Consider the following 12,230-nt stretch of genomic DNA (forward strand, 5'->3'; position numbering starts at 1 on the left):
CGTGCGGGGCCTGTGGACACGGACCGCCGCCTGAGCCGCGCGCCCCGCCGGGGGCGCGCGGCCGCGATCAGCCCGACACGCCGCGCAGCCGGATGATGCCGTCGGCATAGGGTTCGAACCCCTCGATCCCCTGGCGCACCGTGTAGAAGTACTTGATGTGGTACAGATAGATCAGCGGCAGATCCTGTTTCAGGATGTCGCGCGTCTGGTCGTACAGCGCCTTGCGGGCCGCGGTGTCGGGTTCAGACCGGGCCTGTGCCAGCAGGACGTCGATCTCCGCATTGCGGTAATGCTGGTCGTTGTTGGCCCCGTCTGACCCGACAAAGGGGTGGATGTTGGCATCCGGGTCGATCCGGCCCGACCAGCCCTGCAGCGACATGTCGAAATTGCCGGCGACGTTCTCGGACAGCAGCGTCGCGAACTCCGTCGCGCGCAGAGAGATGTCGAACCCCGTCTCGGCCGCCATGGCCTGGATCACCTGGCCGACCTGCTGGGCGATGGGGTTGTTTCCGATCTGCATCTCGACGCGGATGGGGGTCTGGACACCCGCCTCGGCCAGCAGGGCGCGGGCGGCATCGGGATCGCGCGCGGGGATCGGATCGCGGTCGTCGTAATAGGGGGTGCCCGGCGCGGCCCATTGATTGCCGACCACGTATTCCCCTTCGAACACGACCTGGTTCAGCGCCTGGCGGTCGATGGACAGCGACAGCGCCTGGCGGACGCGGGCATCGGCGCCCAGCGGTGTCTCCGCGCGGGGTCCGTTGCCGACGTTGATGGTGATGCCCTGATAGCCGATGTTCGGCACCTCGAACAGCTGCAGGCGGTCGTCGGCCCGCACGCCCGGCACGTCGGCGGGGGCGGTGCGTTCGATGATGTCCAGATCGCCAGACCGCACGTTGGCCAGCCGCACCGTCGTGTCCGGGATCGGCAGATAGATCACCCGGTCGTAATGGAACTGGTCCGCGTCCCAGTGATCGGCAAAGCGTTCCAGCACGATCCGGTCGCCCTCGACCCGGTCGACAAAGGCATAGGGGCCCGAACAGACCGGGGCCCGGCCAAAGGCGGCGCCCGCCGTATCGGCGGCATCGGGCGAATACATCCGCCCCGCGTGATGGGCCAGCTGCGCCAGCAGCGTCACGTCGGGCGCGGTCAGCGTGATGGTCAGTTCATGATCGCCCGTAGCCTGGACCCGGTCGATCGATCCCAGCTCCGCCTTGCGGCGGCTTTCCTGCATCGTCATGTTCCGCTCCAGCACGCGGCGGGCGGATTGCGCGTCAAAGGGTGTGCCGTCGTGATGCGTCACCCCCTCGCGCAGCGTCAGGGTCAGCGTCCTGCCGTCATCGGACCAGGCCCAGTCGGTGGCCAGTTCGGGGATGATCTCCATGTCGGCATTGGTGTTCAGCAACCGGTCGCACAGCGATTCATAGACCAGCGAGGACACGAAGGTCCGCGACTGTGCGGGATCCAGCGAATCCGGGTCCTCGTTCAGGCCGATGCGCAGGTCGGCGGCGACGGCCATGCCGCCGATGGCGGCGGTGCCCAGGGCCGTGGCCAGAAAGGTGGTCAGCTTCATCGATGTCTCCCGATCGGTTCCGGCGCTTGGCGACGCCCTGTGCGGCCAACCCGAAATGGGACCGGATCATTAGTGTATACTAAGGTTCACGATCCGCGACTGGCAACCGTGATGCGTCTGCGCCTCGAAATTGCACATCCTGCAAATTTCTTTCGGTCAGGGCATTGATGCCGGCCAACGATATCCTTAGCTAGCTAACGAACCAGCCGAAAGGACGCGTCATGCCCCGCGAAAGCCCGATCCTTGATACCCTGCTGCGGGTCATGCGGACCCTGCGGCGCAGCTATGACCGCAGGGCGCGGGACGTGGGCCTGACCCTGTCGCGGGCGCGCGCGCTGACGACGCTGGCGCATCACGACGGCATCACTCAGACCGAACTGGCCGCCGAACTGGCGATCGAGGCGCCGACCCTGAAACGCCAGATCGACGCTCTGGTCGCCGGTGGCTTTGTCGAACGGCGTCCTCTGGATGGCGACGGCCGCAAGAACGGGCTGGTCGTGACCGAGCGCGGTCGCGACAGCGCCATCGTCGAATTCACGCACCGCCTGCGCGGCGAGGTGCTAGAGGGAATCGATCCGCAGGACCTGGACCGCGCGGCCCAGGTGCTGGACCGGATCGCCCGCAACATCGAACGGATGGACCGGACATGAGCGCCCCTGCCGCACCCCCGCCGCCGCATCCGCCGCTGCCCGGATTGCAGGCCGTGGCCTATATGCTGGCCGCCACCGTGATCGGCCTGTCGCAGGGCCTGCAGCAGGGCTTCGTGTCCACCAGCCTGCCCCAGCTTGCGGGCGATCTGGGCATCACCACGACCAGCGCGGCCTGGCTGCTGGCGGTCTACATGATCCCGCGCGCGGCACTGCCGGTGCTGCTGATCAAGATCCGCACCCAGTACGGGCTGCGGCGGTTCGCGGAACTGGGGATCATCCTCTATGCGCTGGTGGCGCTGGCGTCGCTGTGGGCGGTCGATTTCCGCTCGGCGCTGGTGCTGCAGTTCCTGGCGGGTGCCGCCGCGGCGCCCCTGTCGACGCTGGCCTTCCTCTACATGCTGGAACCCCTGTCCCCACAGGCCAAGATGACCCTGGGCCTGCCCTTGGCGATGACGGTGCTGATGACCGGACCGACGCTGGCCCGGGTCGTGGGGCCGTACCTGATCGGCGACGGCGGCATGACGGCGGTCCACGTGACGGGCCTGGGCATGGCGCTGGTGTCGCTGATGCTGGTCTTTTGCCTGCCCCTGCGCCCCATCCCCCGCCAGAAGGTGATCGAGCCGCTGGACTTTGCCAGCTTCGTGCTGATCGGCGCAGGTTTCGGCGGGCTGATCGTGGCCTTCGTCATGGGGCCGATCTACAACTGGACGGATGTCGCGTGGATCGGCTGGCTGCTGGCCGGCGCGGCGCTGTCGCTGACCCTGGCGGTGGTCGTGGAGCTGAACCGCACCGCCCCCCTGCTGGACATCCGCTGGCTGGCCAGCCCGGCCATCCTGCACCTGACCGGCACGCTGTTCCTGTTCCGGCTGATCCTGTCGGAACAGTCGGCGGGCGCGCCGCGCATGTTCCAGGTGCTGGGTGTCGCGCCCCAGCAGATGACCGTCCTGTTCGCCGTGATCGCCCTGGCCAGCCTGATGGGCGCGCTGGCCTGCATCGCCTGGATGCGGCCCACCCGCGTGCCCCAGTTCCACCTGGCCGCCCTGCTGCTGATCGCCGCCGGCGCCTGGCTGGACAGCGGCGCCGGCGTGCTGACCCGGCCCGCGCAGATGGTGGTCAGCCAGGCGCTGATCGGCTTTGCCGCGATGCTGTTCATGCCGCCCGCGATGATGGCGGGCCTGCTGTCGGCCCTGGCCAAGGGGCCGCAATACATCCTGTCCTTCGTCATCGTCTTCATCTCGACCCAAAGCCTGGGCGGCGTGCTGGGGTCGGGCCTGTTCAACACCTTCACCACCCGGCGCGAGGCGCTGCACCTGCAGGACCTGTCCGTCCAGCTGACCGCCACCGATCCGGCCACGGTCGCGACCCTGGCGGCCCGGGCCGCGATGCTGGCCGCACAGATCCCCGATGCCGCCGCGCGCCGCGCGCAGGCGGCGACCGATCTGGGCCAGCAGGTCGCGGCCCAGGCCTGGGTCAGCGCCTATGCCGATGCCTATGCGCTGACCGCGCTGGCCGCCCTGCTGGCGGCGGCCGTGCTGCTGCTTCACCTTTTGCGCGACGTGATGGCCCGCCGGGCCGCCGTCCAGAACACCGGAACCACGCCATGAAGAAAGAGAACCTTGTCCCGACCGCCATTGCCCTGATCCTGGGCCTGGCGGGCACGCTGCTGCTGCTGTTCGCATGGGGCCTGCCGCCCTTCTCGACCGCCGCCCCCCAGACCGAGAACGCCTATCTGCGCGCCGAGGTCACGATGATCGCCCCGCAGCTGTCGGGCTATGTCACCGCGGTCGAGGTCGAGGACTATCAGACCGTCGCGAAGGGCGACGTGATCGCCCGCATCGACGACCGCATCCCCCGCCAGAAGCTGGCCCAGGCCGAGGCCCTGCTGCAGGGCGCCCAGGCCGCGCTGAAGGTCGCCGAACAGGACGTCGTGTCGGCCGAGGCCGTGGCCCGCGCCGAACAGGCGGGCGTCGAGGCCGCCGACGGCGCGCTGGAGAATGCCCGATCGCAGGCCGACCGCGCGGGGCAGCTGCTGGACCGGGGCGTGACGTCGCAGTCGTCGTCCGACCAGGTCCGCCTGGCTCTGCAGCAGGCCCAGGCCGCCCGCATCCAGGCCGGCGCCCGCCTGGACGTCCAGACCGAGGCGATCCGTTCGGCCAATGTCGCGCTGGACGCCCGCCGCGCCGACATCGCCAGCGCCGAGGCCGCCGTCCAGCTGGCCCGGATCGAGGTCGACAACACCGTCATCCATGCCCCCGCCGACGGCAGCCTGGGCCAGATCGCCGTCCATGTCGGCCAGTACGTGACCCCCGGCACCGCGCTGGTCCCCCATGTCGGCACCGACCTGTGGGTCATCGCCAACTTTCGTGAAACCGCGATGCGTGGCCTGGCGCCGGGTTCGTCGGTCAGCTTCACCGTGGACGCGCTGCAGGACCGCCGGTTCACCGGTCAGGTCGAATCGCTGTCGCCCGCGACCGCATCGGAATTCAGCCTGATGGCGGGCACCGCAAGCGCCGGCAACTTCACCAAGATCGCCCAGCGCCTGCCGGTGCGCATCACCATCGATCCCGACCAGGACCGCGCCGCCCTGCGCCCCGGCATGTCTGTCGTGGTCCGCGCCGGGTCCTGACCCGCCGACGGCCCGGCACAGACCGGACCGCACAGGGGGGCAGCCGGCCCGGGGGCGCGGCAAGGACGCAGTCGGCGCGCACGCGCAGCCGGGCCGGGACGCAACCGGAGTGCCTCCAGGCCGGGATGATGCGCTGGCGCGGACCAGACCACTCACGGCGCCGGGCCGGTTTTTCCGCCACCACGGGTTGAAGCCCGCCACGGGCGGCACTATGGCCCATGCCGAAACGTCAGGGCGCAGGAAAGCTGTGCCAGAGGAGGCATCGGTGAAATCATTGGCATCACTTTCGCGGTTCGTCGGCAATACCTTTGCGGCCTGGGTCGTCCTGTTCGCGGTCCTGGGCTTTCTGCTGCCCGACCTGTTCCGCCAGCTGACACCCTGGATCGTCACCCTGCTGGGGATCATCATGTTCGGGATGGGGCTGACCATCTCGGGGCGCGACTTTGCCGAGGTGCTGCGCCGCCCGGTCAATGTCGGCGTGGGCGTCGCGTCGCAGTTCCTGATCATGCCGCTGCTGGCGGTGGCGCTGACCATGATCATCCCGATGTCCCCCGAGGTCGCGGCGGGCGTATTCCTGGTCGGCTGCTGCCCCGGCGGCACGTCGTCGAACGTGATGACCTATCTGGCCAAGGGCGACGTGGCGCTGTCGGTCGCCTGCACCAGCGTGACCACATTGATGGCGCCGATCGTGACACCCTTCCTGATGCTGATGCTGGCCAGCGAATACCTGCCCGTGGATGCCTGGGCGATGTTCCAGTCCATCGTCAAGGTCGTGCTGTTCCCGCTGGCCCTGGGATTTGCAGCGCAAAAGCTGCTGCCGGCCTTCGTGCGCGCGGCGGTGCCTGCCCTGCCCTTGGTCAGCGTGACGGGCATCGTGCTGATCGTGGCCGCCGTCGTCGGCGCATCCAAGGGCGCGATCGTCCAGTCGGGGCTGATGATCTTTGCCGTGGTCGTGCTGCACAACATGCTGGGCTATCTGATCGGGTTCATCGCGGCGCGGCTGGCCGGGCTGGACCTGGCCGCGCGCAAGGCCATCGCGATCGAGACCGGCATGCAGAATTCGGGCCTGGCCGCGGCACTGGCCACCGCCTATTTCTCGCCGCTGACGGCGGTGCCGGCGGCGATCTTCAGCGTGTGGCACAACATTTCAGGCGCGCTGGTGGCCAACATCCTGTCGCGGATGAAGGCCCGCTAGATCCGCCTCAGCGCCCCGTGATGCCCTCGATCTGCGGCAGCACGCGGGGCTGGGTCACCAGTTCCGGGCGGCGGCGTTCATAGAACGCGTTGCCGCCCGCCGTCACGACGTAATGCATGTTGTTGTAGGACGCGCGATAGCTGGCCGCGTGAAAGAACTGGGCGTTCTGGATCATCGGATGGCGTTCGCCGCGCAGCACGGACACGGCCGCCTCGCGCAGGCGCGGGGCCGACGCGCGGTCCATCCGCTTCGTCAGGACGCCGGGCGCGAACTGGTTCTTCTGCCCCACCACGCCGCAGACCGACCGCGGATAGTTGCCTGACTGGACGCGGTTCATCACCACGCTGCCCACGGCGATCATCCCGTCCCGGCTGGACCGGTTCGATTCGAAATACATGGCGCGTTCCATGCATTCCAGTTCGCTCTGACGCTTGAAACCGCCGCAGGCGGCCAACGACGACAGCACCGCCAGCAGCGCGGCGCCGCGCAGCATCCCCTTCGAAAAACTCATGCCTGTCCCTGCCCTTGCAGCCTTGTTGTTTCGCAAGGCTTAGCAGCAGGCGGGCCGCGCGGACAACTGCCAGAGCGCATCTGAACTATGTCACATCCCTGTTGACAGAAGTCACCCGCGCCGCTTAGCGTGCAAATGTCAGAGGGAGACTGACATATGTATCGGCACGCCTGGTGGGCGTCCGGCATGGGGGGACGACATGACCACGCCGCTGTTGGAGGCCTCGGGCTTTCGCAAATCCTTCGACGGCGTTCCCGCGCTGAAGCTAGGCCAGTTCCGGCTAGAGCCGGGATCGGTGCATGCGCTGTGCGGCGGCAACGGCGCGGGCAAGTCGACCTTCCTCAAGATCCTGATGGGCATCCATCACCGCGATGCGGGAACCCTGCTGCGCAACGGCCACCCGGTGGTGTTCGACAACCCGTCCCAGGCCCTGGCGCACGGCATCTCGATCATCGAGCAGGAGCTGAGCCCCGTCCCGGCCATGACCGTGGCCGAGAACATCTATCTGGGCCGCGAACCGGTGGGGATGTTCGGACGCATCGCGTTCCGCGAGATGAACAGCCGCGCCCAGGCGCTGCTGGACGGGTTCCAGTTCGGCATCCGCGCGGACAGCCTGATGATGGACCTGACCGTGGCCCAGACCCAGCTGGTCGAGATCGCCAAGGCGCTGAGCTATGACGCCGAGGTCATCATCATGGACGAGCCGACCTCTGCCCTGGGCGAGGCCGAGGCCGACCAGCTGTTCGCCGCCATCGACACGCTGAAGACGCGCGGCAAGGGGGTGATCTATGTCAGCCACCGCCTGTCCGAGATCTTCGGCGTCTGCGACAGCTATACCGTGTTCCGCGACGGCAGCTTCGTCGAGACGGGCAGCCTGGCCGACATCGACAAGGACCACCTGATCCAGCTGGTCGTGGGCCGCCCCCTGACCGAGGAATTCGTCAAGGAGAACACCCCGCAGGCGCGCCGCCTGCTGTCGGTCGCGGGTCTTGCCGCCGATCGCGGCGTCCGGGACGTCAGCTTCGATCTGCACGAGGGCGAGATCTTGGCGCTGTACGGCCTGATGGGGTCGGGCCGGACCGAGATCTTCGACCGACTGTTCGGCCTGTCGGCCGAGACGGCCGGCACCGTGACCATCGACGGGCGCCCCGCCCGCATCACCACCCCGCGCGAGGCGATCGAGGCCGGGCTGGCCTATGTGACCGAGGACCGCAAGCGATCCGGCCTGGTCCTGACCGGCGACGTGCGCGAGAACCTGTGCCTGGCCACGCTGGACCGCATGTCCGCGGGCCCGGTGATGAACGCCCGCGCCGAGGGCCGCGCCGCCACCAGGATGATCGAAACGCTGAACATCCGCACCGCGTCGGACCGGCTGAACGTCGCGCATCTGTCGGGCGGCAACCAGCAGAAAGTCGTGCTGGGCAAGTGGTTCCTGACCGAGCCGCGCATCCTGCTGCTGGACGAACCCACGCGCGGCGTCGACGTGGGCGCGAAGCGCGAGATCTATCGCGTGATGTCCGATTTCGCCCGCGCGGGCGGGGCGGTCATCATGGTGTCATCCGAGACGGACGAGGTGCTGGGCATGGCCGACCGCGCGGTCGTCATGCGGGACGGGCGCGTGGCGGGCGAGTTGGATCGCGCCGCGATGTCGGCCGAGAAACTGCTGCATCTGGCGGCCTGACGCGCCGGGACGGACGCCGTCGACGGATGCATGAACGGGAGAGAGACAGGGTGGAAGACCAGATCAAGACCGCAGCGCAGCCGCGCCGCATGATCCCGGCGCGGATCGGACGTGACGCGCAGCGATACGGCATCCTGATCGCGCTGGCGCTGCTGTGCATCGTGCTGTCGATCGTCAGCGAGAATTTCCTGACCTCGCGCAACATCATCAACGTGCTGCGCCAGACCTCGATCAACGGGATCCTGGCGATCGGGATGACCTTCGTCATCCTGACGCGCGGCATCGACCTGTCGGTCGGATCGGTGGTCGCGCTGGTGGGCGTGGTCTCGGCCAGCTTCGCCACGACCTCGGCGGCGGGGTTCATTCCCGGCGCGCCCTACATGCCGCTGATCCCGATCGCTGTGGGCCTGATCACCGGCACCGCGATGGGCGCGCTGTCGGGGATCGCGGTCGCGCGCTTTGCGGTCCCGGCCTTCGTCGCGACGCTTGGCATGCTGTCGGCGGCGCGCGGGCTGACGCTGATCTATTCGGGCGGGCGGCCGGTCCCGGCGCTGACCGACGGCTATCGCTGGATCGGGACGGGCGACATCGCGGGCATCCCGGTGCCGATCATCCTGTTCGGCCTGGTCTTCGCGCTGTCGCATTTCGTGCTGACCCGGACCCGCTTTGGCCGCCACGTCTATGCGGTGGGCGGCAACCCCCATGCGGCCAAGGTGTCGGGCCTGCCCGTCCGCGCCATCCGGTTTTCGGTCTATGCCATATCGGGCGCGCTGGCGGGCATCGCGGGGATGATCCTGGCCGCGCGGACCGGCTCGGCCCTGCCCCAGGCGGGTGTCGCCTATGAGCTGGACGCCATCGCGGCGGTCGTGATCGGCGGCACCAGCCTGGCGGGCGGCGTGGGCCGGGTCACCGGGACCGTCATCGGCGCGCTGCTGATCGGGGTGATGAACAACGGCCTCGATCTGCTTGGGGTCGAATCCTATTACCAGCAGGTGATCAAGGGGGCGCTGATCGTGGCCGCCGTCATGCTGGACCGGTCCCGCAAGACCGAAGACTGAGATCCGGCGCGTGCCGGGACATGGTGTCACCGAGGGAGGAAACCAGATGACGACGAAGATGATGATGACGGCCAGCGCATTGGCGCTTGGCCTGGGTCTGGGCGCGGCGCAGGCGCAGGACGACCCGATCAAGATTGGCATGGCCGCCTATGGCCTGAATGCCGAGTTCATGCAGCTGTGGTCGGCGGCGGGCGAAAAGCACCCGGCGGTCGAATCCGGCATGGTCGAGCTGACCATCTTTGACGGCCGCTATGACGCGCTGGTGCAGCAGGACCAGTTCGAGACGATGATCACCCAAGGCTTCGACGCGATCGTCTTTGCGCCGATGGACGTCGAGGCCGGCGCCACCGCCGTCCAGCTGGCCGTCGATGCGGGCATCCCCGTCGTCGGATCGAACGCGCGGGTCAACAGCGACCTGCTGACCGCCTATGTCGGATCGAACGACGTCGAGGCCGGCTATCTGGAGGCCAAGGCCGTCCTGGACAAGATGGGCTGCCAGGGTGCGGTGGTCATCATCGAGGGCCCGATCGGCCAGTCCGGCGAAATCCAGCGCGGCGAGGGCAACGAGAAGGCCCTGGCCGAATGCCCCGACGTTAAGATCTTGGAACGCCAGACCGGCAACTGGTCGCGCGCCGAGGCGCAGGCCCTGATGGAGAACTGGCTGACTGCGCATGGCAACGACATCAAGGGCGTGATCGGCCAGAACGACGAGATGGCCCTGGGTGCCATCGAGGCGATCAAGGCCGCCGGCATGGACGTGGCCGATTTCGCGATCGCGGGCGTGGACGGGGTGACCGACGCGCTGAACGCGGTCAAGGCGGGCCAGATGGATTCGATCCTGCAGGACGGCGAGGCCCAGGCCCTGGGCTCGATCGACGTGGCGATCAAGGCGGTCAAGCCCGACTATGAGCCCATGTCGGCGATCTGGGAACAGTATCCCGACATGCCGTGGAACAACGGCGCGGACAAGGAATACAACGTGCCCTGGACCCCGGTGACGGCCGAGAACGTCGACGCACTGCTGGCCACGCGCCAGTAACGACCACCCCCTTCGGCGGCACGCCTGCCGGAGGGGCCACCTGACCCACGAAAGGACTGCGGATGGCCGCTTCACTTGATTTCAGCCTGGGCGGCCGGACCGCCGTGGTGACGGGTGCCGGATCGGGCATCGGCGCCGCCATCGCGCAGGCCTTTGCCGCCCAGGGCGCGCGCGTCGCGCTGCTGGACATGAACCTGGCCGCCGCGACGAATGCCGCGGCCGCCCTGCCCGACGCGCAGGCCTTTGCCTGCGACGTGACCGACGCGGCCAGCATCGGCGCGGCCGTCGATGCGGTGACGCAGGCCTTTGACGGCATCGACATTCTGGTCAATTCCGCGGGCATCGTGGACCTGGCCCCGGCCGAGGATCTGAGCGACGGCGCCTGGACGCGCACCATCGCCGTCAACCTGACCGGCAGCTTCCTGATGGCGCAGGCCGTGGGGCGCGGGATGATCGCGCGGGCCAAGGGCGGGCGCATCATCAATCTGGCCAGCCAGGCAGGCTCGGTCGCGATCGAGGGGCATGTCGCCTATTGCGCGTCGAAGTTCGGCATCGTCGGCGTGACCAAGACGCTGGCGCTGGAATGGGGCGGGCACGGGATCACCGTCAATTCCATCTCTCCGACCGTGGTGATGACCGATCTGGGCCGCAAGGCCTGGGAGGGCCCCAGGGGCGAGGCGATGAAGGCACTGATCCCCGCCGGCCGCTTTGCCGAACCCCACGAGATCGCCGCTGCGGCGGTGTTCCTGGCATCGGACGCGGCGGCGATGATCAACGGCGTCGACCTGCTGGTCGACGGCGGATACACGGTGCGATGATGGGGGACGACATGACGACCAAGGCGATGCAGCGTTTCGTCAACGACCCCGACGACATCGTCGACGAGACGGTGGCGGGCTTCATCAAGGCGCATCGCGACCTGGTGCGCAAGGACCCGGCCAACCCGCGTGTGGTCCTGTCGCGCTTTGCGCCCCAGGACGGCAAGGTCGGCATCGTGACCGGCGGCGGGTCGGGGCATGAGCCGGCCTTCATCGGCTATGCGGGCCGCAACCTGGTCGATGCCGTGGCCGTCGGAGAGCTGTTCTCGTCACCCACCGCGAAAAGCTTTGCCGATGCGATCCGGGCCGCCGATGGCGGTGCCGGGGTCGCGGTCCTCTACGGCAACTATGCGGGCGACAACATGAACGTGCGCATGGCCGCGGGCATGGTGGCCGAGGACGGGATCGAGGTCGCGACCGTGGTGGCCAATGACGACGTCTGTTCCGCCCCCGCATCCGAACGCGCCAAGCGCCGCGGCGTGGCCGGAGAGATCTTCATGTGGAAGATCGGCGGCGCCAAGGCCGCGCTTGGCGGCACCCTGGCCGAGGTTCGGGCCGCGGCCCAGCGGGCGATCGACGCCTGCCGGTCGGTGGGCGTGGGCCTTGGCCCCTGCACCCTGCCCGCGGTGGGCCATCCGAACTTCCAGATCGCGCCCGGCACGATGGAGGTCGGCATCGGCCATCACGGCGAACCCGGCACACGGGTCGAAGCGCTGAAGACCGCCGACCAGGTCGCCGACGACATGGTCCGGATCGTGCTGGACGATCACGCCCTGCCCGACGGAACCGAGGTCGCAGTGCTGGTCTCGGGCCTGGGCGCGACCCCCGTGAACGAGCTCTATGTGCTGTACGACCGGATCGAGGTCGGGATGGAACGCGCGGGCCTGCGGGTGCACCGGGCCTTCGTCGGAAACTATTTCACCTCGCTGGAGATGGTGGGGGCCACGCTAACGGTCATGGCGCTTGACGACGACCTGAAGCACCTGCTGGACATGGACTGCGCGGCGCCCGGCCTGACCGTCGCGGGCACACGGCCCGCGCCGGTGGGCGCCCTGGCGGGTGGTCCGCGCCACCGCGCC

11 protein-coding genes are annotated in these 12,230 nt (G+C 68.6%); 9 read left to right on the plus strand and 2 right to left on the minus strand.

What is annotated here, in order from left to right:
* Window positions 1-67: 67 nt before the first annotated feature.
* On the minus strand, window positions 68-1,573 hold the full coding sequence (locus FHD68_RS14150) for an ABC transporter substrate-binding protein (RefSeq protein WP_139086053.1): 1,506 nt from the start codon (window positions 1,571-1,573) through the stop codon (window positions 68-70).
* 221 nt (window positions 1,574-1,794) lie between these two features.
* Between FHD68_RS14150 and FHD68_RS14155 the strand changes: the two genes are divergently transcribed.
* The 4 genes from FHD68_RS14155 to FHD68_RS14170 all read left to right on the plus strand — a co-directional run bounded on the left by FHD68_RS14155 (window position 1,795) and on the right by FHD68_RS14170 (window position 6,044).
* On the plus strand, window positions 1,795-2,223 hold the full coding sequence (locus FHD68_RS14155) for a MarR family winged helix-turn-helix transcriptional regulator (RefSeq protein WP_045983896.1): 429 nt from the start codon (window positions 1,795-1,797) through the stop codon (window positions 2,221-2,223).
* Window positions 2,220-3,827, plus strand: a complete 1,608-nt coding sequence (locus FHD68_RS14160) for an efflux MFS transporter permease (protein WP_139086055.1) — start codon at window positions 2,220-2,222, stop codon at window positions 3,825-3,827. The genes FHD68_RS14155 and FHD68_RS14160 overlap by 4 nt, the downstream gene beginning before the upstream one ends.
* Window positions 3,824-4,849, plus strand: a complete 1,026-nt coding sequence (locus FHD68_RS14165) for an HlyD family secretion protein (protein ID WP_127898987.1) — start codon at window positions 3,824-3,826, stop codon at window positions 4,847-4,849. The genes FHD68_RS14160 and FHD68_RS14165 overlap by 4 nt, the downstream gene beginning before the upstream one ends.
* A 265-nt stretch (window positions 4,850-5,114) precedes the next feature.
* Window positions 5,115-6,044, plus strand: a complete 930-nt coding sequence (locus FHD68_RS14170; protein ID WP_127898988.1) for a bile acid:sodium symporter family protein — start codon at window positions 5,115-5,117, stop codon at window positions 6,042-6,044.
* 7 nt (window positions 6,045-6,051) lie between these two features.
* Here the strand turns inward: FHD68_RS14170 and FHD68_RS14175 are convergent, their stop codons facing one another.
* The gene (locus FHD68_RS14175; RefSeq protein WP_045984169.1) at window positions 6,052-6,555 is read right to left on the minus strand and encodes a cell wall hydrolase; all 504 of its coding nucleotides are present in this window, start codon (window positions 6,553-6,555) and stop codon (window positions 6,052-6,054) included.
* 199 nt (window positions 6,556-6,754) lie between these two features.
* On the opposite strand from FHD68_RS14175, the gene FHD68_RS14180 reads away from it, so the two are divergent.
* The 5 genes from FHD68_RS14180 to FHD68_RS14200 all read left to right on the plus strand — a co-directional run.
* Window positions 6,755-8,236 (plus strand): sugar ABC transporter ATP-binding protein, encoded by a 1,482-nt coding sequence (locus FHD68_RS14180; protein ID WP_127898989.1) that lies wholly within the window; start codon window positions 6,755-6,757, stop codon window positions 8,234-8,236.
* 50 nt (window positions 8,237-8,286) lie between these two features.
* Complete coding sequence (locus FHD68_RS14185; RefSeq protein WP_232303354.1) at window positions 8,287-9,294, plus strand: ABC transporter permease; 1,008 nt, start codon at window positions 8,287-8,289, stop codon at window positions 9,292-9,294.
* A gap of 46 nt (window positions 9,295-9,340) precedes the next feature.
* A complete protein-coding gene (locus tag FHD68_RS14190) occupies window positions 9,341-10,333 on the plus strand; it encodes a substrate-binding domain-containing protein (RefSeq protein WP_127898990.1) in 993 nt (330 codons plus the stop codon).
* Between the two features lie 62 nt (window positions 10,334-10,395).
* Window positions 10,396-11,151 carry a GolD/DthD family dehydrogenase gene (locus FHD68_RS14195; RefSeq protein WP_127898991.1) on the plus strand — a complete coding sequence of 252 codons (756 nt, stop codon included), beginning with the start codon at window positions 10,396-10,398 and terminating at the stop codon, window positions 11,149-11,151.
* Between the two features lie 11 nt (window positions 11,152-11,162).
* Window positions 11,163-12,230 (plus strand): dihydroxyacetone kinase subunit DhaK (locus FHD68_RS14200; RefSeq protein WP_244297873.1); only part of this gene is annotated, 1,068 nt, incomplete at its 3' end.

The sequence above is a fragment of the Paracoccus marcusii genome (assembly GCF_006151785.1).
Classification (GTDB): domain Bacteria; phylum Pseudomonadota; class Alphaproteobacteria; order Rhodobacterales; family Rhodobacteraceae; genus Paracoccus; species Paracoccus marcusii.